The sequence below is a fragment of the Streptomyces sp. NPDC058812 genome (assembly GCF_042744565.1).
GTDB lineage: Bacteria > Actinomycetota > Actinomycetes > Streptomycetales > Streptomycetaceae > Streptomyces > Streptomyces thinghirensis.
Genome location: NZ_JBHYOB010000004.1, coordinates 451,869 through 474,321 on the forward strand (window position 1 = coordinate 451,869; position 22,453 = coordinate 474,321).

The 22,453-nt window shown below is 71.4% G+C and carries 21 protein-coding genes; 4 read left to right on the forward strand and 17 right to left on the reverse strand.

The genetic code is table 11. The features are described 5' to 3' along the window. Positions 1-6: 6 nt before the first annotated feature. Together ACFW48_RS11675 and ACFW48_RS11680 are read right to left on the reverse strand one after the other, a co-directional pair. Positions 7-909, reverse strand: a complete 903-nt coding sequence (locus ACFW48_RS11675) for an SAM-dependent methyltransferase (protein ID WP_386312995.1) — start codon at positions 907-909, stop codon at positions 7-9. 93 nt (positions 910-1,002) lie between these two features. Next, positions 1,003-2,418 carry a helix-turn-helix domain-containing protein gene (locus tag ACFW48_RS11680; protein WP_386312997.1) on the reverse strand — a complete coding sequence of 472 codons (1,416 nt, stop codon included), beginning with the start codon at positions 2,416-2,418 and terminating at the stop codon, positions 1,003-1,005. Positions 2,419-2,628: 210 nt separating this feature from the next. Between ACFW48_RS11680 and ACFW48_RS11685 the strand changes: the two genes are divergently transcribed. Continuing rightward, positions 2,629-3,357, forward strand: a complete 729-nt coding sequence (locus ACFW48_RS11685) for a DUF4232 domain-containing protein (protein ID WP_386312999.1) — start codon at positions 2,629-2,631, stop codon at positions 3,355-3,357. Positions 3,358-3,403: 46 nt separating this feature from the next. Here ACFW48_RS11685 and hemB read toward each other — a convergent pair whose 3' ends face one another. The 7 genes from hemB to ACFW48_RS11720 form a co-directional block, all read right to left on the reverse strand. After that, a complete protein-coding gene (gene hemB / locus ACFW48_RS11690) occupies positions 3,404-4,396 on the reverse strand; it encodes a porphobilinogen synthase (protein WP_386313002.1) in 993 nt (330 codons plus the stop codon). A gap of 107 nt (positions 4,397-4,503) precedes the next feature. Continuing rightward, a complete protein-coding gene (locus ACFW48_RS11695) occupies positions 4,504-5,472 on the reverse strand; it encodes a nitroreductase/quinone reductase family protein (RefSeq protein WP_386313004.1) in 969 nt (322 codons plus the stop codon). A 302-nt stretch (positions 5,473-5,774) separates the two neighbouring features. Continuing rightward, positions 5,775-7,472, reverse strand: a complete 1,698-nt coding sequence (locus tag ACFW48_RS11700; RefSeq protein WP_386313007.1) for a uroporphyrinogen-III synthase — start codon at positions 7,470-7,472, stop codon at positions 5,775-5,777. Further along, a complete protein-coding gene (gene hemC, locus ACFW48_RS11705) occupies positions 7,469-8,440 on the reverse strand; it encodes a hydroxymethylbilane synthase (RefSeq protein WP_386313009.1) in 972 nt (323 codons plus the stop codon). Before hemC ends, ACFW48_RS11700 begins: the two co-directional genes overlap by 4 nt. Next, entirely contained in the window at positions 8,437-10,173 is a 1,737-nt protein-coding gene (locus ACFW48_RS11710; protein ID WP_386313011.1) for a glutamyl-tRNA reductase, read from the reverse strand. The genes hemC and ACFW48_RS11710 overlap by 4 nt, the downstream gene beginning before the upstream one ends. Beyond that, entirely contained in the window at positions 10,170-10,940 is a 771-nt protein-coding gene (locus ACFW48_RS11715; protein ID WP_386313012.1) for a redox-sensing transcriptional repressor Rex, read from the reverse strand. Before ACFW48_RS11715 ends, ACFW48_RS11710 begins: the two co-directional genes overlap by 4 nt. 274 nt (positions 10,941-11,214) lie before the next feature. Next, a complete protein-coding gene (locus ACFW48_RS11720; RefSeq protein WP_386313014.1) occupies positions 11,215-11,547 on the reverse strand; it encodes a glutaredoxin family protein in 333 nt (110 codons plus the stop codon). Between the two features lie 174 nt (positions 11,548-11,721). On the opposite strand from ACFW48_RS11720, the gene ACFW48_RS11725 reads away from it, so the two are divergent. The 3 genes from ACFW48_RS11725 (at position 11,722) to ACFW48_RS11735 (ending at position 15,238) form a co-directional block, all read left to right on the forward strand. Then, entirely contained in the window at positions 11,722-12,654 is a 933-nt protein-coding gene (locus ACFW48_RS11725) for an HAD family hydrolase (RefSeq protein WP_386313017.1), read from the forward strand. 302 nt (positions 12,655-12,956) lie between these two features. Next, entirely contained in the window at positions 12,957-13,754 is a 798-nt protein-coding gene (locus ACFW48_RS11730; RefSeq protein WP_193776438.1) for an ECF subfamily RNA polymerase sigma factor, BldN family, read from the forward strand. Positions 13,755-13,993: 239 nt separating this feature from the next. Further along, on the forward strand, positions 13,994-15,238 hold the full coding sequence (locus ACFW48_RS11735; RefSeq protein WP_386313020.1) for a DUF5667 domain-containing protein: 1,245 nt from the start codon (positions 13,994-13,996) through the stop codon (positions 15,236-15,238). 60 nt (positions 15,239-15,298) lie between these two features. Here ACFW48_RS11735 and ACFW48_RS11740 read toward each other — a convergent pair whose 3' ends face one another. From ACFW48_RS11740 to ACFW48_RS11775, 8 genes are all read right to left on the reverse strand, one after another. Beyond that, positions 15,299-16,378, reverse strand: a complete 1,080-nt coding sequence (locus tag ACFW48_RS11740; protein WP_386313023.1) for a lysophospholipid acyltransferase family protein — start codon at positions 16,376-16,378, stop codon at positions 15,299-15,301. 14 nt (positions 16,379-16,392) lie between these two features. Beyond that, positions 16,393-17,454: an NAD-dependent epimerase/dehydratase family protein gene (locus ACFW48_RS11745; RefSeq protein ID WP_386313025.1), complete on the reverse strand. Its 1,062-nt coding sequence runs from the start codon at positions 17,452-17,454 to the stop codon at positions 16,393-16,395. Positions 17,455-17,666: 212 nt separating this feature from the next. Next, positions 17,667-17,765 (reverse strand): 30S ribosomal protein bS22, encoded by a 99-nt coding sequence (locus tag ACFW48_RS11750; protein WP_003948845.1) that lies wholly within the window; start codon positions 17,763-17,765, stop codon positions 17,667-17,669. 108 nt (positions 17,766-17,873) lie between these two features. Next, complete coding sequence (locus tag ACFW48_RS11755) at positions 17,874-18,086, reverse strand: helix-turn-helix domain-containing protein (protein WP_004984898.1); 213 nt, start codon at positions 18,084-18,086, stop codon at positions 17,874-17,876. A gap of 129 nt (positions 18,087-18,215) precedes the next feature. Beyond that, a complete protein-coding gene (locus ACFW48_RS11760) occupies positions 18,216-19,031 on the reverse strand; it encodes a phosphatase (RefSeq protein WP_386313027.1) in 816 nt (271 codons plus the stop codon). 220 nt (positions 19,032-19,251) lie between these two features. Continuing rightward, positions 19,252-20,424, reverse strand: a complete 1,173-nt coding sequence (locus tag ACFW48_RS11765) for an acetoin utilization protein AcuC (RefSeq protein WP_386313030.1) — start codon at positions 20,422-20,424, stop codon at positions 19,252-19,254. After that, positions 20,375-21,619 (reverse strand): MFS transporter, encoded by a 1,245-nt coding sequence (locus ACFW48_RS11770; RefSeq protein WP_386313031.1) that lies wholly within the window; start codon positions 21,617-21,619, stop codon positions 20,375-20,377. The genes ACFW48_RS11765 and ACFW48_RS11770 overlap by 50 nt, the downstream gene beginning before the upstream one ends. Before the next feature lie 79 nt (positions 21,620-21,698). Next, positions 21,699-22,346: an HAD family hydrolase gene (locus ACFW48_RS11775; RefSeq protein WP_386313033.1), complete on the reverse strand. Its 648-nt coding sequence runs from the start codon at positions 22,344-22,346 to the stop codon at positions 21,699-21,701. Positions 22,347-22,453: the final 107 nt, after the last annotated feature.

The window sequence follows — 22,453 nt, forward strand, 5'->3', positions numbered from 1 at the left end:
GGGCGGTCAGCCCTTGGCGGCGAGCCCCCCGTACACGTTGATGTCGGCGTCCGTGACGTCGTTGATGTCCTTGTACCGGACCTTCTCGATGTCGTCGAGACCCGCGAGGTAGGCCTCCTCGGGCTGCTCGGGCACCGGCGCCGCGTGGTCCGGGCGCCAGTGGTGCACCGGTACGACACCCGGCTCGGCGAGCTCCAGCCCGGTCTCCGTGAAGAAGCGCTCGACGTCCTTGTGGGAGCGCAGCACGAAGGTGAAGCCCCGCTCGGTGTACGTCCGCTGGACCGCGCGGATGTTCTCCGGGTTGAGGTCCTCGGTGAGGTGGCTGAGGACGAGCCGGCTGCCGGCGGGCAGCGCGTCCATCAGCTCGCGGACGATCGGGTACGCCTCCTCGTCCTCGACGAAGTGCAGGATGGCGACGAGGCAGAGGGCGACGGGCCGGTCGAAGTCGAGGGTCCGCGCGGCCTGTTCGAGGATCCGCGCCGGGCTCTTCAGGTCGGCGTCGACGTAGTCCGTACGTCCCTCGGGACCGCTGGTGAGCAGGGCGCGGGCGTGGGCGAGGACGACCGGGTCGTTGTCGACGTAGACCACCCTCGACTCGGGTGCGGTGCGCTGGGCGATCTGGTGCACGTTCTCCGCGGTCGGCAGGCCGGTGCCGATGTCGAGGAACTGGCGGATGCCGTGCTCCTCGGCCAGCGCGGTGACCGCGCGGCGCAGGAAGTCGCGGTTGTGCCGTACGTCCAGGTAGCCGCGCGGGTTGGCGGCGAGCCCGGCGGCGGCCGCGTCGCGGTCCGCGGGGTAGTGGTCCTTGCCGCCGAGGAAGACGTCGTAGACGCGGGCCGGGTGCGCCTTGCTGCTGTCGATCCTCCTTCTCAGCTCCGCGGGGTCCTGGCTGAGGGCGTCACCGGGCATGGGCGTCTCCTGACGAAGGGAACCGGAGTGGTGGCCAACAACCTAGCCGCCGCCTCGACTTGGCGGCGATCCGGCATCCGTACCCAGCCCGCCTCAGTCGCCCTCGACCCGCTCCCAGCCGTCGCCGCCGAGGGGGTAGGCGTAGTAGGAGCTGTCCCGGGAGGCGCTGGTGCGGAACGGCTTGCCGTGGTCGTCGACGCGCATGGTGCCCTGCCGGGCGCCGCTGGACCACTCCAGCTCCAGGTACCAGCTGACGTCGTGGCCGCTGGTGTGCGCGTTGACCTTGAAGACCTCGGGGTCGGACTCGCTGACGCTGTACGGGAAGTCGCGCTGTCCGGAGACCGGCGTCACCAGGGGGTTGGCCAGGTCGAGGGAGACGTCGAAGGACCCGGTGTTCACCTGGCCGCCGCAGCCGTTGCCCATCACGTACTGCTTCCAGTCCAGCGCCGGCTTGCTGCTCACCACGCGGACGTGCAGGTCCTTCAGGACCACCGTCTCCGCACCGGTGCCCTGCACGGTGAGGACGGCCGTCTGCCGGTTCGCGGAGACCGCACCGAGGGGGGTGGCCCAGCCGACCGCGTCCTGCTGGGCGGGAGGCTCCGGCACGTTCTGCGGGCTGCGGTCGATCAGGAAGGCGTGCTCGCAGGGCACGTCCCAGTGGTACGGGGTGGTCGACACGGTGAGCACGGGACCGTCGGCGGGTGCGCGACGGCTCGGCGTGGCCGTGCCCGGGTGCGACGCGGACGCGGAGGGTGGCCCGGACGAGGACGCGGACCCGGACGGCGACGAGGAGGCGCTCGCGCCCGGGGACGCCGACCCGGTGGTCGCGGTCCCGGACACCGACGCGGAGGTCCCCGCCGCCGCCCCGGCCGGACCGTGCCGCCCGCCGTCGTCGGTGCCCGACACGAGGTTCGCCACGAGCGCCACGGCGGCACCGACGGCGACGACGCCGGTCGCGGCGTAGAGCGCGGCGCGCGGGACCCGGCGACGGGGCGGACCGGGTTCGGCGGGTGTGGGCGGGGCGGTCGGGGCGGTCGAGGCGCCGGGGGCGGTCGGGGCGGTCGAGGCGCCGGGGGCGGTCGGGGCGGTCGAGGCGCCGGGGGCGGTCGGGGCGTGCGGCGTGGTCGGTGCGGGCGGTGCGTTCTCCGCCGCGACGGAGACGGCGGCCTCCTCCTGCTTTTCCCCCGGCGTCTCCTCCCGCGCCTCCTCCCCCTCCCCCTCGGTCCCCTTCTCCTCGGTCCCCTTCTCCTCGGTCTCCTCCTTCTTCACGCCGCGCAGCGCGTCCGCGCGGATCCAGCGGCGGTGGAGTTCGAGCAGTTCCTCGGGGGTCGCCCGGCATACGCGCGCGAGGCGTTCGACGGGGGCGAACTCCGTGGGCACGACCTCCCCACTGACGTATCGGTGGAGGGTCGACGCACTCATGTGCAGCCGCTTGCCCAGCGCCCCGTAGCTGAGCCCGGACCGCTCCTTCAGCTCCCGCAGCAGTACCGCGAAGTCATCCCCCGCCACCCGTTTCCCCCTCTTCCCGTATCCCCGTACGGCATCCCAGCGGGACACCGTTCCTGCAGGTCAGAGCCACTCCCGGCGTCCCAGTGTCCCGCATGTCCCGGCACCACTGGCGACCGGGACGGCCCCGGACCCAAGCTGTGGTCATCCAAGCAGCCGCTCCCGGCGAACGGTCGAGCGGCTCACCTCGACTCCACCCGAAGGGGATCCCTCATGTCCGCACGCACCACCCGCCGCACCCGCCTGTTCGCCGCCACCACGGTCGCGCTGGCCGCACTCGCCCTGACGGCCTGCGAGGGCGACGGATCGGACACGGGCGCCCCGGCCGGGTCCTCCTCCGTCCCGGCCGGCGAACAGGCCAAGCCCTCCACCGGCGGCGGCGACGCCACGCGCTCGGACTCGTCGGGCTCGGACTCGTCGGGGTCCGGCTCGTCGGACTCCGGGTCGTCGGACTCCGGGTCGTCGGGCTCCGGCTCGAACACCGGCGCGTCGAACACCGGCGCGTCGGACTCCGGCGGCCAGGACGACGGGGACATGCCCGGAAAGTGCTCCGCCTCCGACGTGAAGATCACCGCGACGAAGGTGTCCCGCCCCCTCAACCACCTCCTGCTGACCGCCACCAACTCCGGCTCGAAGACCTGCATGCTCCCGCCGTACCCGGCGGCGCGCTTCGGTGAGGCCCAGTCCGTGCCGCCGGTCGCGGAGGCGACCAAGCCGCAGTCGCTGACCGGCGTCGAGCCCGGCAAGTCCGGCTACGCCGGCGTGGTGCTGTCGTCCGGCGACGGCAGCGGCGAGAACGGCTACGAGACGAACACCCTCACGATCCCCTTCGAGGACGGCTCCATCGCCACGGTCGCCCTGCCGTCCGGCGGCGTGTACGTCGACACCGCGCTGACGGTCACCTACTGGCAGACCAGCATGGACGGTGCCCTCGGGTACTGAAGGGGTGCCCGCACCCCTTGCACGAAGCACCGGGCGAGGCCGTCGCTCAGCGCAGCGTGCGAGCGACCTCGGTGGCCCAGTAGGTCAGGATGTTGCGCGCGCCGGCCCGCTTGATGCCGGTGAGCGCCTCCAGGATGGCCCGGTCGCGGTCGATCCAGCCCTTCTCGGCGGCGGCCTCGATCATCGAGTACTCGCCGGAGATCTGGTAGGCGGCGACGGGCACGTCCGCGGCCTCGGCGACCTTGGCCAGGATGTCGAGGTAGGGGCCGGCCGGCTTGACCATCACCATGTCGGCGCCCTCCTCCAGGTCGAGGGCCAGCTCCCGCATCGCGTCCCGCACGTTGGCGGCGTCCTGCTGGTAGGTCTTCCGGTCCCCCTTGAGCGAGGAACCGACGGCCTCCCGGAAGGGCCCGTAGAAGGCGGACGCGTACTTGACGGTGTAGGCGAGGATCGCGACGTCCTCGCGCCCGATCTGATCGAGGGCGTCGCGGACGACCCCGACCTGACCGTCCATCATCCCGCTGGGCCCGACCACATGGGCGCCCGCGTCGGCCTGGACCTGCGCCATCTCGGCGTACCGCTCAAGGGTGGCGTCGTTGTCGACCCGCCCCTGGGCGTCCAGCACCCCGCAGTGCCCGTGGTCGGTGAACTCGTCGAGGCACAGGTCGGACATGACGAGCAGCTCGTCCCCGACCTCGGCCCGCACGTCCCGCAGCGCGACCTGCAGAATCCCGTCCGGGTCGGTCCCCGCCGTCCCGGCCGCGTCCTTCTTGCCGTCCTCCGGCACCCCGAAGAGCATGATCCCGGAGACCCCCGCCTCGACCGCCTCCGCGGCGGCCTTCTTCAGCGTGTCCCGGGTGTGCTGCACGACCCCGGGCATCGCCGCGATCGGCACCGGCTCGCTCACCCCCTCGCGTACGAAGGCCGGGAGGATGAGGTCGGCGGGGTGCAACCGGGTCTCGGCGACCATCCGACGCATGACGGGAGTGGTCCTCAGCCGCCGGGGCCGGGTGCCGGGAAAGGATCCGTACGTCGACATACCTCCTACGCTACGCCCGCCCCACCCGTGCCTTTGCCGACGGGCAGTCGGCCCACGCGGCCCTTGTCCTGAAGCCGACAGTCACCGCGAGGGCCCGGACGTCCGGGTCAGGGCATGACCGGCGGCCACGGCACATCGGCCAGCAAGGGGAGCAGCGCGTCCTCCTCGTAGTCGAGGTGCGCGTTCAGTTCGGCCGACATCGCCGCAAGTTCCGTGCGGAAGCGCCGCGGGTCGGCGATGGCGAGGCCGGCCAGCAGGGCCGCCAGGTCGCCCTGGATGCGGGCGACCGTGCGGTGTTCGGCGTCGAGCCGGTCGAAGACGTCGGTCAGGTGGGGGTGGTGGCGGGCGATGCCCGGGAACAGGTGCCCGTCCTCACTGGCGTGGTGGAACTCCAGCGCCTGACAGAACGCCAGGCACCGCTGCCGGATCTGCAACCCGAGCCCCGGCACCGGCGCCTCACCGGCCCCCCGGTGCGCGGCGCGTGCGGCGAAATGGGCGTCGGTCTCCGCCCGCACCTGGCGCAACTGGCCACGCAGCCAGGTGTGGACCTCCATGAGCTTGTCGGCGAGGGTGCGGACCTCGGCGGGCCCCTCCCAGCCGTCGGGCTCGGCGCGCTCCAGCGCCACGACCGGCAGCAGCCGGCCGGTCCCGGCCTGGTAGTCGCCGTAGCCGGGCGACGCCCGCACGACGTGCGCGAACAACTCCTCGCGCCGGTCGCCCTCGGCGGGCACGGCGAGGGCCTGGAAGGCCTGTGTGCCGACCTCCACCTCGACCATGGGACGGGCGAGCAGGTTGTGGTACCAGCCGGGATGCCGCGGGCCACCGAGGTTGGACCCGACGACGAGGAAGGAGTCCCCGTGCCGGACGTAACCGAGGGGCGTGGTCCGCGCGGCACCCGACCGGGCGCCGGTGGTCGTCAGCAGGAGCAGGTCCCCACCCTCGAAGGGGCCGCCGACCTTCCCCCCGTTGGCGCGGAACTCGTCGATGACGGACTGCTGAAAAGACTCGGAAGGCTCCGAAGGCTCGGAAAGCTCGGAAGGCTCGGAAGACGGGGAAGGCCGAAAAGACGTGGGCATACGGTTCTGTGTCTCCATGACGGCAGGCCGCGGCGTGCGGCACGGTGCCGGAAAAGGGCGAAGCGAGAAGGACGATGACGTGCGAATGCGCTACGTCATGTCAGGGCGCGGAGCAGGAACTCATCACGTACCCCTTGAATGAGGGCGCTCGCCCGATCGCCGGCCGGCCCACTGCTCTTTGACCGGCGCCACGCGGCACCGCCCTCATTACACGCACCCTCCCGCCGCCTGTCAACGCCCGGCGGTGGCGACAGCGAGGCGGGGCGCTCCCGAAGGAACGCCCCGCCTCACCTCGCTTCACCTCACGTGGAGGACCGCCGCCTCCGCGCCCCCGGCCGCCGCTCGCTCGGCCGCGTCACCGGGTCCCCGGCCTCCAGAGCCGACGCGCGGCGCCGCAGGCCGAAGTCGGCCAGGGCCTCCGCCAGCTTGTGGACGGACGGCTCGGGAGCCATGACGTCCACCCGCAGACCGTGCTCCTCGGCCGTCTTGGCGGTCGCCGGGCCGATACACGCGATCACCGTCACGTTGTGCGGCTTGCCCGCGATACCGACCAGGTTCCGCACCGTGGACGACGACGTGAACAGCACCGCGTCGAAGCCACCGCCCTTGATGGCCTCCCGCGTCGTGGCCGGCGGCGGCGAGGCGCGCACCGTCCGGTAGGCGGTGACGTCGTCGACCTCCCAGCCCAGCTCGATCAGCCCGGCGACCAGCGTCTCGGTCGCGATGTCGGCGCGGGGCAGGAAGACACGGTCGATCGGGTCGAAGACCGGGTCGTACGGCGGCCAGTCCTCCAGCAGACCGGCGGCCGACTGCTCACCGCTCGGCACCAGGTCGGGCTTCACGCCGAAGGCGATGAGTGCCTTCGCCGTCTGCTCGCCCACCGCGGCGACCTTGATGCCCGCGAAGGCACGGGCGTCCAGCCCGTACTCCTCGAACTTCTCCCGGACCGCCTTCACCGCGTTGACCGACGTGAACGCGATCCACTCGTACCGGCCCGTCACCAGGCCCTTGACCGCCCGCTCCATCTGCTGCGGGGTGCGCGGCGGCTCCACCGCGATGGTCGGGACCTCGCTCGGCACCGCCCCGTACGAGCGCAGCTGGTCGGAGAGCGACGCCGCCTGCTCCTTCGTGCGCGGCACGAGGACCTTCCAGCCGAACAGCGGCTTGGACTCGAACCACGACAGCTGGTCGCGCCGGGCGGAGGCGGAGCGCTCGCCGACCACGGCTATCACCGGCCGGCCACCGTCCGGGGACGGCAGCACCTTCGCCTGCTTCAGCGTCTGCGCGACCGTGCCGAGGGTGGCGGACCAGGTGCGCTGCCGGGTCGTCGTACCGGCGATCGTCACCGTCATCGGGGTGTCCGGCTTGCGTCCGGCCGACACCAGCTCACCGGCGGCCGCGGCCACCGAGTCGAGCGTCGTCGACACGACGACCGTCCCGTCGGAGGCGCCCACCTCGGTCCAGCAGCGGTCCGACGCCGTACGGGCGTCCACGAACCGAACGTCCGCGCCCTCGGCGTCCCGCAGCGGCACACCGGCGTACGCGGGCACGCCGACGGCGTTCGCGATACCGGGGACGACCTCGAAGGGCACGCCCGCCGCGGCGCACGCCAGCATCTCCTCGGCGGCGTACGCGTCGAGTCCGGGGTCCCCGGTCACGGCACGCACGACCCGCCTGCCGCCCCGCGCGGCCTCCATGACAAGATGTGCGGCATCCCGCACGGCGGGGACGCCCGAGGTCGTTGACGCTCCGTCAACTACCTTCAGCTGGGGCGCGTTCGTGCCCGGATCCGACGGATCGGTATCCGTGTGCACTTCCGACACGCCCTGCCTCGCGTGCGTGCGTACGACGTCGAGCACCTCGTGCTCGGCGACGAGGACGTCCGCGTGCGCCAGTGCCTCCACGGCGCGCAGAGTCAGCAGTCCCGGATCTCCGGGTCCGGCACCGAGGAAGGTGACGTGCCCTTGTTCCGGACCGGCGGGAAAGGTGGTGGGGCTCAATGTGCTCGCTCCCCCATCAGACCGGCCGCGCCCTGGGCGAGCATCTCGGTGGCGAGTTCGCGACCGAGTGCCATCGCCGCCTCGTGCGTTTCAGGCACGGGACCGGTGGTGGACAGCTGCACCAGCGTCGAGCCGTCGGTCGTGCCGACGACGCCGCGCAGGCGCATTTCCTTGACAATCTGCCCGTCGGCCAGGAGGTCGGCCAGCGCGCCCACCGGGGCGCTGCAGCCGGCCTCCAGGGCGGCGAGCAGTGACCGCTCGGCCGTTACGGCGACCCGCGTGAACGGGTCGTCGAGTTCGCCGAGCGCGGCGACGAGGTCAGCGTCTTGGGCGGTGTTCCCCGCCCTGCACTCGATCGCCAGTGCCCCCTGGCCGGGGGCGGGCAGAACCGTGTCGACCGACAGGAAGTCGGTCACCTCGTCGATGCGGCCCACCCGGTTCAGCCCGGCGGCGGCCAGCACGACGGCATCCAGCTCGCCGCTGCGGACGTATCCGATGCGGGTGTCGACGTTGCCCCGGATCGGGACCGTCTCGATCTCCATCCCGTGGGTGCGGGCGTACGCGTTCAGCTGCGCCATGCGCCGCGGCGCACCCGTACCTATCCGCGCCCCGCGGGGCAGGTCGGTGAGCTTGCGCGCGTCCCGGGCGACGACCACGTCCCGCGGGTCCTCCCGCTCCGGTACGGCGGCCACCACCAGGCCCTCGTGCTGCGCGGTGGGGAGGTCCTTGAGCGAGTGAACCGCGAAGTCCACCTCACCCCGCAGCAGCGCCTCGCGCAGCGCGGCCACGAACACGCCCGTGCCGCCGATCTGCGCGAGCGCCTCGCGGGAGACATCCCCGTACGTGGTGATCTCGACCAGCTCAACGGGCCGACCGGTCACCTGGCTCACGGCGTCCGCCACCTGCCCGGACTGGGCCATGGCGAGCTTACTTCGCCTGGTCCCCAGCCTCAGTGCCTTCTCAGTCATGCCGGCCCTCGGTTCTTCTCAGTGCTGTTCTCGGCGCGGGAGACGGAGGCCACCGTCTCGGGGTCGAGGTCGAACAGGGTGCGCAGCGCGTCCGCGTACCCGGCACCGCCGGGCTCGGCGGCGAGCTGCTTGACCCGTACCGTCGGCGCGTGCAGCAGCTTGTCGACCACACGCTTGACGGTCTGGGTGATCTCGGCGCGGTGTTTGTCGTCCAGGCCCGGCAGCCGCCCCTCCAGCCGGGCGATCTCGCCCGCCACGACGTCGGCGGCCATGCTGCGCAGCGCGACCACGGTGGGCGTGATGTGCGCGGCCCGCTGGGCCGCCCCGAACGCGGCGACCTCGTCGGTGACGATCCGGCGGACCATGTCGACGTCGGCGGCCATCGGTGCGTCGGCCGACGCGTCGGCGAGCGACTCGATGTCCACCAGGCGTACCCCGGCCAGCCGGTGCACGGCGGCGTCGATGTCGCGTGGCATGGCGAGGTCGAGCAGGAAGAGCACGGGCTGCGGGCGCGGCACCTCGGCGACCGGCTCGGGCCGCCGCCGCTCGGGGATGCGCCCGACACTCGCGGCCGTCGCGGCGAGCGCGGAGATCAGCTCGGCGTCCGCCTCGGCGCCCGGCCGCCCGGCCTCACGCGTCCGGTCCACGACCGCACCGCCCGCGGCCCAGGCCCCGTGCTGCTCCAGCGTCGCCGCGTCCATCCCGGCCACCGCGGCCTCACCCATGACGGAGAAGCCGGTCGGCATGGGGGACAGGTCGAGCGGACAGTTCTCGTCCGTACCGGCGCCCGGCAGCGACGTCTCGGCCGCCTCCCGTACGACGCCGACGGCGGCGTCCGCCTCGGCGTGCGCGTCGGAGTGCGCGTCGCCGAGCGCGGCGGCGGGGGCGCCGGTCCGGCGCTCCACCGTGGCCGCCACGGCTCCGGCCGTGAGGACGATCCCGGTCGCGCCGGTGCAGGAGACGGCCACGTCGGCACGTGTCAGCTCGACCGGCACCGAGTCCATCGGTACCGCGCGGGCCAGCACGTCCGTGTCGTCGCCCTCGGTCAGGATCTGTGCGAGGCGCTCGGCGCGTTCGAAGGTGCGGTTCGCTACGACGATCTCGGCGACCCCGGCCCGCGCCAGCGTGGCGGCGGCCAGCGAGGACATCGAGCCGGCGCCGATGACCAGGGCCTTCTTGCCCCGCGCCCACCGCTGGACGTCGGCTCCCGCGGAGAGCTGCTCCAGGCCGAAGGTGACCAGGGACTGCCCGGCGCGGTCGATGCCGGTCTCGGAGTGGGCCCGCTTGCCGACGCGCAGCGCCTGCTGGAACAGGTCGTTCAGGAGCCGGCCGGCGGTGTGCAGGTCCTGCGCCCGGGCCAGGGAGTCCTTTATCTGGCCGAGGATCTGGCCCTCGCCGACCACCATCGAGTCGAGCCCGCAGGCCACCGAGAACAGGTGGTGGACGGCCCGGTCCTCGTAGTGCACATAAAGATAAGGAGTGAGCTCCTCCAGGCCGACCCCGCTGTGCTGGGCGAGCAGCGTGGACAGCTCGGCGACGCCGGCGTGGAACTTGTCCACGTCGGCGTACAGCTCGATGCGGTTGCAGGTGGCCAGGACCGCGGCCTCGGTGGCCGGTTCGGCGGCGACCGTGTCCTGCAACAGCTTGAACTGCGCGTCCGCACTCAGGGACGCCCGCTCCAGGACGCTGACGGGCGCGCTGCGGTGGCTCAGTCCGACGACGAGGAGGCTCATGCCGGCATCACGGCGGGCACGTCCCCGTCGGGTCCCTGGTCGGTGGCGGGCCGCTGCTTGCGGGCGACGGCGGGCGGTACGACGCCGGCGTCGGCCGCGGCCTCCTCGCCCGCCTTGCGCTGCTCGTGGAAGGCGAGGATCTGCAGCTCGATGGAGAGGTCGACCTTGCGCACGTCGACGCCCTCGGGGACGTTCAGCACGGTCGGCGCGAAGTTGAGGATGGAGGTGACACCGGCGGCCACGAGCCGGTCGCAGACCTGCTGGGCGGCACCGGCGGGGGTCGCGATCACGCCGATCGAGACACCGTCGTCCTGGATGATCTTCTCCAGCTCGTCGGTGTGCTGCACCGGGATACCGGCGACGGGCTTTCCGGCCATTCCCGGATCGGCGTCGATCAGCGCGGCGACGCGGAAACCGCGGGAGGCGAAGCCGCCGTAGTTGGCGAGCGCGGCGCCGAGGTTACCGATACCGACGATCACTACCGGCCAGTCCTGGGTGAGCCCCAGCTCGCGGGAGATCTGGTAGACGAGATACTCGACGTCGTAGCCGACGCCCCGGGTCCCGTAGGAGCCGAGGTAGGAGAAGTCCTTGCGCAGCTTCGCGGAGTTGACTCCCGCCGCGGCCGCCAGCTCCTCGGAGGAGACCGTGGGCACCGAGCGCTCGGAGAGCGCGGTGAGGGCGCGGAGGTACAGCGGAAGCCTGGCGACGGTGGCCTCGGGAATCCCTCGGCTGCGGGTCGCCGGTCGGTGTGTTCGGCCAGTTGCCACGGTGCTCCTGCGGGTAGAGCGGGGCTGTAGGCGGTCATACGTCCCTACATGACCGCCCCGTCGAATGCAGGCTATGTCTTTGTGAACGCGTGCACAAAGATGGTGTCCGATTTGCCCGGCCAACGTGACCGGGCTCACGCGCGCCCGGCGCACGAACCGGGAACCGGCGCATACGCGCACGCGTTCCTCTCCCATCGGGGGCAAAGCCGCACACGCTCCTCACGATCAACGCCCCCGAGACCAAGTCACCATCGATCCTAAGCGACCATCCGGACTACTTGGACTGCTCGGTCAGTGCCTTGCGCAGCCGTTCCTCGTTCACACGCCAGAAGGTGTGCTGCCTGCCGTCGACGAGGACGACCGGGATCTGTTCCCAGTACTCGTCGTGGAGTTGGCGGTCCTGGGTGATGTCCTTCCCCTCCCAGGGGACACCGAGGTCGGCACACACCTTCTCGACGACGAGCTGTGCGTCATCACACAGATGACAGCCGGGTTTGCGGATGAGGGTGACGAGATGGTTCTCGGAGTGCTCATGAGACTGCGCGGGCTGCGGGGCCCCCGGGGGCTGCGAGGGCTTTCGGCGGAAGAGGGGACTCATGCCGGCCATTCTCGCGCGCGCGGCGGCGTACGCCGACCCCTCGGCGGCGGGCGGACCGCCTGCCGGGCCGAAAGGCCGACGCGCCCGCGCGGGCGGCTCTTTAACGACACGGTCGCCCAGAGTTCACAGCCTGCGAACCTCTCGACTCCGAAGCCTCCGAACAAACTGGCTATGCTCACGGACATGGCCGCTCTTCGATGGCTCACCCCCCGTAGGCGCTCCGCCACGGCGCGGAGCGTGTTGGCAGGCGAGGCCTCGGCGGAGGCAGCCCGTAAATCCGCACAGTCCGCACAGGACACGTCCGCCCCCGACACGGGCGCGGAAGCGGAGTTCCCGGTCCACGGCGACGACAGGGCAGCCGCCTTCTTCGACCTCGACAACACCGTGATGCAGGGCGCCGCGATCTTCCACTTCGGCCGGGGCCTGTACAAGCGGAAGTTCTTCGAGACCCGCGACCTCGCCCGGTTCGCCTGGCAGCAGGCGTACTTCCGGCTGGCCGGGCTCGAGGACCCGGAGCACATGCAGGACGCCCGCGACTCCGCCCTGTCGATCGTCAAGGGCCACCGCGTCTCCGAGCTGAAGTCGATCGGCGAGGAGATCTACGACGAGTACATGGCCGAGCGGATCTGGCCCGGCACCCGCGCCCTCGCCCAGGCCCACCTGGACGCGGGCCAGAAGGTCTGGCTGGTCACGGCCGCCCCGGTGGAGATCGCCCAGGTGATCGCCCGCCGCCTGGGCCTGACCGGCGCGCTGGGCACGGTGGCCGAGTCGATCGGCGGCGTCTACACGGGAAAGCTGGTCGGCGAACCACTGCACGGCCCCGCGAAGGCCGAGGCGGTACGCGCACTGGCGACGGCGGAGTGCCTGGACCTGACCCGCTGCGCCGCCTACAGCGACTCCCACAACGACATCCCGATGCTGTCGCTGGTCGGCCACCCCTACGCGATCAACCCGGACTCCAAGCTGCGCAAGCACGCCCGCGAACTGGAGTGGCGCCTGCGCGACTACCGCACCGGCCGCAAGGCGGCCAAGGTCGGCATCCCCGCGGCCGCGGGCGTCGGCGCGGTGGCCGGCGGCACCGCGGCGGCCATCGCGCTGCACCGCCGCCGCCGTTGACCCAATCGATGTGACGTACCCGCGGGACACCCTCTCCAGTCCACTTTCCTCACATCGACCACAACACGCTCTGTAGTCACCAGGAACCCGAACCGTTCCGGTCATTAATTGATCACTCTGCAGCATCTGATCGAGCGTCAATCGGGCACAGAAGCGACGTAATCGATGATTTGAGCAACTGGGCGTAGCAGTGCCTGCACGAAGCGTTATTCTCCTCAGACGCATTCCGGTGCCCCACCTTCGCTACGACGGGTGAATGGTTCCGTACTGCACGTGATGGAAGCTCTGCCTCTGGGAGTCCCGTGTACCCACACGTCGGGGTTGACGCCTCGGGCCTGGCTACGCTGCGCGCAACGGTCAAATCAGCCCAAGACCTGTTGCGCGGTTTCGTCCCCACCGCGTATGCCGTCCCCGCCCTCGCCGCGGCCACCGCCCCCGTCGGCCCGTGCTACGCACTGGCCGACGGAAGCGCCGCCGTCGGCAGACGCGCGCGGTCGTCCTCGTCCGGGACCGCCGCCGCAACCACCCACCGCCGCCCCGCCGCGGACAGCGACAGCGCCCGCATGATGGACCTGGTCGAACGCGCCCAGGCGGGCGAGGCCGACGCCTTCGGGCGGCTCTACGACCAGTACAGCGACACCGTGTACCGCTACATCTACTACCGCGTGGGCGGCAAGGCGACCGCCGAGGACCTCACCAGCGAGACCTTCCTGCGGGCCCTGCGGCGCATCGGCACCTTCACCTGGCAGGGCCGCGACTTCGGCGCCTGGCTGGTGACCATCGCCCGCAACCTCGTCGCCGACCACTTCAAGTCCAGCCGCTTCCGGCTGGAGGTCACCACCGGCGAGATGCTCGACGCCAACGAGGTCGAGCGGTCCCCCGAGGACTCCGTCCTCGAATCGCTCTCCAACGCCGCCCTGCTGGACGCCGTACGCCGACTCAACCCGCAGCAGCAGGAGTGCGTGACCCTGCGCTTCCTCCAGGGCCTCTCGGTCGCCGAGACCGCGCGCGTCATGGGCAAGAACGAGGGCGCCATCAAGACGCTCCAGTACCGGGCCGTGCGCACCCTCGCCCGGCTGCTGCCGGACGACGCACGCTGACCCACCACCGCGACCCTCCGCGTTTTCCAAATCACCGTCGGTGAAAGTCGGTTGGGTTCGCGGTCCGATCATCCACCGTCCGTAACCCAAGTGCCGCGCCGCTCGTTGTGCGGGATGCAGGCTCCCTGTGGTCGCTCCCCGACCGACTCCGATCACACGATCGGGTGATTCCGATCAGGGGGTGCAACCCTCAGGACCCCCTGGGGAGTCGACCGTCATGACGAGAGGAGGTGCCGCCAGTGATCGCGAACGTATCGGCACACCGGCGGGCGAACGCCTTCGCCCAGGCTCTGGAGGAGCAGTCCGATCCCGGGGCGGCGGCCGAGCAGTCCGGAGGACCGGCAGCTGCCGGGGCCACCGCGGAACCGACCGAGCAGGGTCGTCTGTTGACCCTCGCCACCGGTCTGGAGACGCTGCCCCGACCCCAGCTGGATCCCGAGGTCAAGGTCGTCCAGCGAGCCCAGCTGGTGGCCGCGTTCGAGGCCATGCTGCAAGAGGGCACCGCGGGCGGCGGGGCGGCGGACACTTCGGTCCCGGAGCAACGCCGGGCGCGCGGCACCCACCGGGCGGCCCCGCTGAAGAGGTTCCGGCCGCGCTCGCGGCTGGCCAAGGGCCTCACCGCGGGCGGACTGAGCGTGAGCGTGGCCGCGGGAGCCTTCGGCGGAGTCGCCGCCGCCAGTTCGGACGCCCTGCCCGGCGACTCGCTCTACGGCCTCAAGCGCGGCATAGAGGACTTCCGCCTCGGCCTCGCCGAAGGGGACGACGAGCGCGGCCGGGCCTACCTGGACCTGGCGTCCACCCGGCTGAACGAAGCCCGTCGGCTGATGGAACGCGACCGCAGCGGGCCCCTCGACCACGAGTCCCTCGGCGAGGTCCGTCGCGCCCTGTCCGGCATGCGGCACGACGCGTCCGAGGGCCATCGCCTACTCAGCGCGGCCTACGCCCGCGACCCCGACTCACTGGCCCCCATGCAGGCTCTCTCCGCCTTCTCCCACTCCCACCGGGAGACCTGGGGAGCACTGCGCGAGCGCCTGCCCGTGCAGCTCGGGGACGTCAGCGAGCAGGTGTCGTCGGTCTTCGACGCCATAGAGGACGACGTGGCACCGCTGCAGTCCATGCTGCCGCAGCCGCCCACCCGGGACGACGACACCGGAGACGGCGGCCGGCAGGGCGGCTCCGAGTCGACGACCACCGACACCCCCGGCTCCGGCCACACGTCGGCCCCCGGCAACGGCGACGACGGTACGTCCGAGCGCGGACGCACGGACAGCGGCAGCCCCAGCGAGTCGGCCGACTCCGGCAAGGAGGACGACGGCCTGCTCGGCGGCGGCACAGGCGGCCTGCTCGACCCGCCGAAGGACACCGGCACCGCCTCCCCGCCGACGGGCGACAACACCCTGCCCGCCGAGCCGGACGTCACCCTCCCGCCCCTCCTGCCGGGCCTCCTGCCAGGCCTGGGCATCGAGGGCGAGGACGCCGACTGAGCCGGTGGGGGTGCCCCCTGCGTTGCACAGAGGGCACCCCCACCGACGCGCCGACGCACGTCAGAAGAACACCGACCTCCGCTGCACCAGCAGCTTGTAGAGCGTGTGCTGAATCTGCTCCCTCACCTGGTCGGTCAGGTTGAACATCAGCATCGGGTCCTCGGCCGCCTCCGGCGGATAGCCGTCCGTCGGGATCGGCTCACCGAACTGGATCGTCCACTTCGTCGGCAACGGCACCGCACCCAGCGGCCCCAGCCACGGGAAGGTCGGCGTCAGCGGGAAGTACGGAAAGCCCAGCAACCGCGCCACCGTCTTGGCGTTGCCGATCATCGGGTAGATCTCCTCCGCCCCGACGATCGAGCACGGAACGATCGGCGCACCCTGCCGCAGCGCCGTGGACACGAAGCCGCCGCGCCCGAAGCGCTGGAGCTTGTAGCGCTCGCTGAACGGCTTGCCGACGCCCTTGAAGCCCTCCGGCATCACCCCGACCAGCTCGCCCTGACCGAGCAGCCGTTCGGCGTCCTCCGCACAGGCCAGCGTGTGCCCGAGCTTGCGCGCCAGCTCGTTGACCACCGGCAGCACGAACACCAGGTCCGCCGCCAACAGGCGCAGATGCCGGTCGGCCGGATGATGGTCGTGCACGGCGACCTGCATCATCAGCCCGTCCAGCGGCAGCGTCCCGGAGTGGTTGGCGACGATCAGCGCGCCGCCCTCGGACGGGATGTTCTCCACGCCCTTCACCTCGACCCGGAAGTACTTCTCGTACACCGGCCGCAGCAGGGACATCAGCACCTGATCGGTGAGTTCGGCGTCGTAACCGAAGTCGTCGACCTCGTAGTCACCGGTGAGCCGGCGGCGCAGGAAGGCCAGACCACCCGCGATACGCCGCTCCAGGCCACCGTCCGCATCCTGTGCCCGCGGCTCGGGCGCCCCGGCCGACTCGGATGACTCGGATGACTCATGTGTCACCGGCACATCATCCTGCGCGGCCCCCCGCACCGGCAGGGGCTGCACCTCACGCACCGGCACGGACTCCGCCGTGCTCTTGCGGCGGCTCCCCGCGCCGCGGCGCCGCGCCGCGTTCCCACCGCTCCCCCGCGACCGGTCGTCGTCGAACGGAATGACCTTGGCGTCCGCCATCGTTGATGCGCTCCTCAGTTGGCGCTCTGCGTCGGGAGGTGGCCACTGCCCCGCAGGGACAGCTCCGCGATCCGGTCGACGGCCCCCGCGAGGGCCTCGGGCGGCAGCAGCCCGGCACCGCGACCGCGCGCGAAGTCCGCGAACGCACCGGCCGTCGTGTACTTCGGCCGGAAACCCAGGGTCTCGCGCATCTGCGTGGTGTCCACCGCCCGCCCGTGGGTGAGCAGTCGGATCTGCTCGGGGGAGAAGTCCGTCATCCCCAGCGTACGCACGAGAGAGCCCGCCCAGGTGACCGCGGGCAGCAGCAGCGGCACCGTGGGGCGGCCCAGCCGGCGCGAGCACTGGGAGAGCAGCAGAACGCCGTCACCGGCGATGTTGAAGGTGCCGCTGTTCAGCGTGCCCCGCCGCGGCTCGTGCGAGGAGATCCGCAGCACCTCGATCACGTCGTCCTCGTGCACGAACTGCAACCGCGGGTCGTAGCCGAACACCGTCGGCAGCACCGGCAGCCCGAAGTACGAGGCGAGCGGCGTGTCCGCGCCAGGGCCGAGGATGTTGGCGAACCGCAGCACGGTCACCGCCACGTCGGGCCGGCGCCGCGCGAACCCCCGTACGTACCCCTCGACCTCGACCGCGTCCTTGGCGAAGCCGCCGCTCGGCAGCGACTTGGGCGCGGTGGTCTCGGTGCAGACGGCCGGGTCACGCGGCGCGGACCCGTAGACGTTCGTACTGGACTTCACCACGAGCCGCTGCACGGACGGCGACTTCTGGCAGGCACCGAGCAGCTGCATCGTGCCGATGACGTTGGTCTCCTTGACCGACGTACGGCTGCCGCTGCCCAGCGGCGTGCCCGTGACGTCCAGGTGGACGACCGTGTCGGCCCCCGTCTCGGCGAGGATGCGCCCGATGGCCGACTGCCGGATGTCGGCCTGGACGAAATCCGCGCCGCCCAGATGGTGCTCCGGCGCGACGGCGTCCACGCCGACGACCCGGTCCACGTCGGGGTCACGCTGGATGCGCCGCACGAACCGGCCCCCCAGCTGACGGGCCACTCCGGTCACGAGCACGACCTTGCCCAAGATCAGCGCCTTCCTTCCGCCCTACTCCGTAGCCTGCCGCGTTCCCCGTCTGCGGGCCAACTTAGCCGGTCGGTGTCGCGCTGTGATGACCGCCGGATGCAGCAAGTGACGAGAATTCGCGGTCGTACGCGTCCCCGGCTCCCCGGATACGACTGTGGCCCCCCACCGGATGCGGTGGGGGGCCACAGGACACGCTGACGGCGCAGCGTCGCTTACTTCTTGTTGCGACGCTGAACGCGCGTGCGCTTGAGCAGCTTGCGGTGCTTCTTCTTGGCCATCCGCTTGCGCCGCTTCTTGATAACAGAGCCCACGACTACCCTCGCTCACTTCTCATCACTCGGTTGTTGGGCGCCATGGGCCCACACGACCTACGAGGGGCTAGCCTACCCGCCCGAGCGCTGAGGTCGTAATCGAGGTCGTCAGGCCGTTTCCACCCCCACGTAGCTCTCGCGGAGGTACTCGTGAACCGCTTGCTCCGGGACGCGGAACGACCGTCCCACCCGGATCGCGGGCAGATGACCGCTGTGCACCAACCGGTACACGGTCATCTTGGACACGCGCATCACCGAGGCGACCTCCGCCACGGTAAGGAACTGAACCTCGTTCAGAGGCCTCTCGCCAGCTGCAGCCATGACACACCTGAACCTTCCGCACTCGACGGCCACCGGCTTCCCCTTCCGGTGACTCTTCGTCGCTGCGTGCTCACTCCCCAATGTAGGGGCGGGTGATGCGAATGGGGAAGAGGTGCACCCATCGCTTCCCTACCGTGACAGACACGCCCGATTGAGTACGTAGCGGGTAAGCGGCCGGTAGTACTCAGACCGCACGGCGTCATCGAGTGGAACGACGACGGACACGGTCCCCTCCGCCTCACCGACGAAGAGCGCGGGATCGTCCGTATCGGCCGGCCCGATGGCCTCGAACCCCAGCTGACCTGCTCCGCAGACCCAGCCATGGTCACCGATCACCAGCTCGGGAAGCGGCCCGCCGGCGTCGGCCGCGGCAGCCAGCACGGTACGAACCGGGAGCGGCGAATGCGTGTGTGCGCCGGGCTCACCACCGGCGCGCCCGGCGCCGGGTTCCCGCACCAACGCGACTCCCCGTACGTAGTCGAGGTTGTACGTGCGTAGACCGAACCGGGTCGTTATGTCGACACAGTGACCCTGCGCCGGGGTGAGGACAGCACATCCCGCCGCCGACAGCGCCTCGGCCAAGGCGGCGTAGAAGCCGAGCAGTCGATGAGGGTGCCCGGTGCCGAGGAGGACCGGTGCGCGACGCTGAGCGACCGCGGCGAGCCGGCCGGCGAAGGCATCCAGCGCGGCCAGTGTCCGATCGGGATCAATCACATCCTGGCCCGAAGTATCGTGCGGATCGGCCGAAACCCCACACCTATCCGCCATCAGCCCGAGCAGGTCCCGCTGCCCCCAGCCCCCTGCCGGATCGATCCCGATCAGCACCCGCGGATCCCGTGCGGCGAACAACCGGTAACTCCGCAGACTCACCTCCCGGGAAGTCGCCACGACCCCGGCAAGACGAACGTCCAGAAGATGAGCCCGAAGAGCTCCACGGGTCAGCACAGAAACGATGCTGCCGGGTCCTCCCACCTCCGGACCGAGGAACGCGAGAACTTACCCACGACCGGCGTAACACTTGCGCGCCCCCAGGGGCGGCACGGGTGGGCGGTGGGAGCACCTCCCGCGCGAGCGCAGCCGAGCGTGGGGGAGGCACCCCGCAACGCCGGGCCGCGACGCCCGACCCCGGCCGGCACCAACCCCGGCAACCGAATGGGCAAGCCCGCTACGCCAACAACCCCCGCAACGGAAACACCGCCCGCCGAGCCGCCACCACCGCCTGGTCCAACCGATCCGCGGGGTCGTACCCCGCCTCCCACGCCGCCCACCCCACCGGCCACCGCCCATCAGTCATCCGCATCGGCCCGAGCTGCCGCGTCCGCGCGAACACCTCCTGCCGCCACCCCTCCGGAATCACCGTCTCCGGCTCCACCGGCCGCCCCGCCGCGATCCCCACCAGATGCGTCCACGACCGCGGCACCACATCCACCACCGCGTATCCCCCGCCCCCCAGCGCCACCCACCGCCCCCCGGCATACTCGTGCGCCAGCTCGTGACACGCCACCTGCACCGCCCGCTGCGCGTCCAGCGACACCGCCAGGTGCGCCAGCGGATCCTCGAAGTGCGTGTCCGCACCGTGCTGCGTCACCAGCACCTGCGGCCGGAAGTCCGCGATCACCTCCGGCACCACCGCGTGGAACGCCCGCAGCCACCCCGCGTCCCCGGTCCCCGCCGGCAGCGCGACGTTCACCGCCGACCCCTCCGCGCAGTCCGCGCCGGTCTCCTCCGGCCACCCGGTCTGCGGAAACAGCGTCCGCGGATGCTCGTGCAGCGAGACCGTCAGAACCCGCGGATCCTCCCAGAACGCCGCCTGCACCCCGTCCCCGTGATGGACGTCCACGTCCACGTACGCGACCCGCTCGGCTCCCAGCTCCAGCAACCGCGCGATCGCCAGCGCCGCGTCGTTGTACACGCAGAACCCCGAAGCCGCGCCCGGCATCGCATGGTGCAGCCCGCCCGCGAAGTTCACCGCGTGCAGCGCGTCACCGCGCCACACCGCCTCCGCCGCCCCCACCGACTGCCCGGCGATCAGCGAGGACGCCTCGTGCATCCCCGCGAAGGCCGGATCGTCGATCGTCCCCAGCCCGTACGACCCGTCCGCCGCCCCCGGATCCACCGACGCCGCCTTCACCGCGCCGATGTAGTCCTCCCGGTGCACGAGCCGCAGCGTCGACTCCCCGGCCGGCCGCGCCGCGACGACCTCCAGTTCCCGGTCGAGCCCGAGGGCACCGACCAGTCCTCGCGTCAGGGCGAGCCGGACCGGATCCATCGGGTGATCCGGGCCGAAGTCATAGCCCGTTACTGCCTCGTCCCACATCAGCTGTGCGCGGCCGCTCATGCCCGCCACCGTATCGGTCCGGTTGAGCCTCGAACGACCGGGCGTACACGACCGTCACCAGCACCAACACCATCGGCACGAGCATGGCGCCCCGGTAGCTCCAGGCATCCCCCAGCGCCCCCACCAACGGTGAACCGACCAGAAATCCGACGTAGTTGAAGACATTGAGCCGCGCCACCGCAGCATCGGAAGCCCCAGGCCGGCCGTCCCTCTCCGCAGCCAGCCGCCCCGCCGCCGCGAACGTCTGCGGCACCAGCACACACAGCCCCAGCCCCAGCAACATGAACCCGAGCATCCCCACCCAAGCCCCCGGCGCCCCCGCCACCACGGCGAACCCACCCGCCGCGACGACCGCCCCGCCCCGCACCACCGCCACGGCCCCGAACCGCCGCACCCCGAAGTCCCCGACGGCACGCCCCACCAGCGTGGTCACCATGTACACGTTGTACGGCACAGTGGCCAGCTGTTCCGAACTCCCCAGCACGTCCTGGAGGTACTTCGCGCTCCAGTTGGAGACGGTCGAGTCCCCGATGTACGCGAACGTCATCACCAGACACAGCGGCAGCAGCACCTTGAACCCGACGCCCGCGCCCTCCCCCTTCCGCGCCCCCACCGCACCGGGCTCCCCGCCACGGACCTCCCCGTCGACGTACCACCGGCTGCCCACCAAGGCGGCCGGCACCAGCACCGCCACGACCGGCAGATACGACACCCACAACGCCAGGTCCCAGTGCGCCCCCGCCCAGGCCAGCGAGGCCCCCAGAATCCCGCCGAGGCTGTACACCGCGTGGAACCCCAGCATGATGCTGCGCCCGTACGACCGCTGCAGGCTCACTCCGAGCATGTTCATCGACGCGTCCAACACACCCACGGCAAGCCCGAACACGGCCAGCGCGACGGCCAGCACCGCCACCCGGTCCCCCGCCCCGACACCGAGCAGCGCCAACAGCACCACGGGCTGGGACCAGCGCAGCAACCGACTCGGCCGTACCCGCCGCACCAGGCGCCCGGTCACCACACTCCCCACACCGGCCAGAACCGGCACGGCGGCCAGGAAGACGGGCAGCAGCGCGTCGGAAACGCCGTACCGCTCCTGGATGGCCGGGATGCGCGTCACGAGCAGAGCGAACGCGACACCCTGAGCGAAGAAGCCGAACGCCAGCGAGACCCTGCCGCGCCGCAGCACATCAGTCATGGCGGCGAGCGTAGGGCTCCGGCCTACCCGTGGGTAGATCCAGCCAAAGGTGAATTCGGCTCAGCTCTGCCCAGTCCTGTCAGCGCACCAGCAGATCGGCCAGCTCCCCCATGTCGCCGAAGAGCCGGCTGGCCCCGGCGAGCTTCGCCGACGGTGTCATGGCGGTGAACCCGTACACATCCATTCCGGCCGCGACAGCCGCCCGCACCCCGAGCGGGCTGTCCTCGATCACGACACACCGCTCCGGCGCGACCCCCATCCGCTCGGCGGCGTGCAGGAACAGATCCGGCGCGGGCTTCCCCCGCCCCACGTCCTGGGAACTGAAGATCCGCTCGTCGTCGAACCACCGGTCCAGCCCGGTCTTCCGATGTCCCACCCGGATCCGCTCATGACTCCCGGACGAGGCCACGCAGTACGCCACCCCGTCCGCCGCGAGCTTCTCGAGCACACCGACCGCCCCGGGCACCGGCTCCAGGTCCCGTTCGAAGGCGGCGAACACCCGGCTGTGGAAGACGTCGTCGAAGTCCCCGGGCAGCCGCCGGCCCGTCCGCTCCAGGATGAGGTCATGAACGCGGTGCATCGCGGCACCCATGTAGTCCCGAAGCGACTCGTCGTACGACGTGGGGTGCCCCAGCTCGGTCAGATAGCCGGCCAGCAACCGATTGGAGATCGGCTCGCTGTCGACGAGCACGCCGTCGTTGTCGAAGATAACCAGGTCGTAGCGCATACAAAGACAGTAAACGCAGAAAACCCCGCACCGTTCCCGGTGCGGGGTTTCCTCGCAATGATTGTTCGGCGGCGTCCTACTCTCCCACAGGGTCCCCCCTGCAGTAC

Bases quoted from the DNA above. Each gene is read 5' to 3' on its own strand.
- ACFW48_RS11675 (WP_386312995.1), bottom strand. From the start codon at position 909: ATGCCCGGTGACGCCCTCAGCCAGGACCCCGCGGAGCTGAGAAGGAGG.
- ACFW48_RS11685 (WP_386312999.1), top strand. From the start codon at position 2,629: ATGTCCGCACGCACCACCCGCCGCACCCGCCTGTTCGCCGCCACCACG.
- hemB (WP_386313002.1), bottom strand. From the start codon at position 4,396: ATGTCGACGTACGGATCCTTTCCCGGCACCCGGCCCCGGCGGCTGAGG.
- ACFW48_RS11695 (WP_386313004.1), bottom strand. From the start codon at position 5,472: ATGCCCACGTCTTTTCGGCCTTCCCCGTCTTCCGAGCCTTCCGAGCTT.
- hemC (WP_386313009.1), bottom strand. From the start codon at position 8,440: ATGACTGAGAAGGCACTGAGGCTGGGGACCAGGCGAAGTAAGCTCGCC.
- ACFW48_RS11710 (WP_386313011.1), bottom strand. From the start codon at position 10,173: ATGAGCCTCCTCGTCGTCGGACTGAGCCACCGCAGCGCGCCCGTCAGC.
- ACFW48_RS11720 (WP_386313014.1), bottom strand. From the start codon at position 11,547: ATGGCCGGCATGAGTCCCCTCTTCCGCCGAAAGCCCTCGCAGCCCCCG.
- ACFW48_RS11725 (WP_386313017.1), top strand. From the start codon at position 11,722: ATGGCCGCTCTTCGATGGCTCACCCCCCGTAGGCGCTCCGCCACGGCG.
- ACFW48_RS11740 (WP_386313023.1), bottom strand. From the start codon at position 16,378: ATGGCGGACGCCAAGGTCATTCCGTTCGACGACGACCGGTCGCGGGGG.
- ACFW48_RS11755 (WP_004984898.1), bottom strand. From the start codon at position 18,086: ATGGCTGCAGCTGGCGAGAGGCCTCTGAACGAGGTTCAGTTCCTTACC.
- ACFW48_RS11765 (WP_386313030.1), bottom strand. From the start codon at position 20,424: ATGAGCGGCCGCGCACAGCTGATGTGGGACGAGGCAGTAACGGGCTAT.
- ACFW48_RS11770 (WP_386313031.1), bottom strand. From the start codon at position 21,619: ATGACTGATGTGCTGCGGCGCGGCAGGGTCTCGCTGGCGTTCGGCTTC.
- ACFW48_RS11775 (WP_386313033.1), bottom strand. From the start codon at position 22,346: ATGCGCTACGACCTGGTTATCTTCGACAACGACGGCGTGCTCGTCGAC.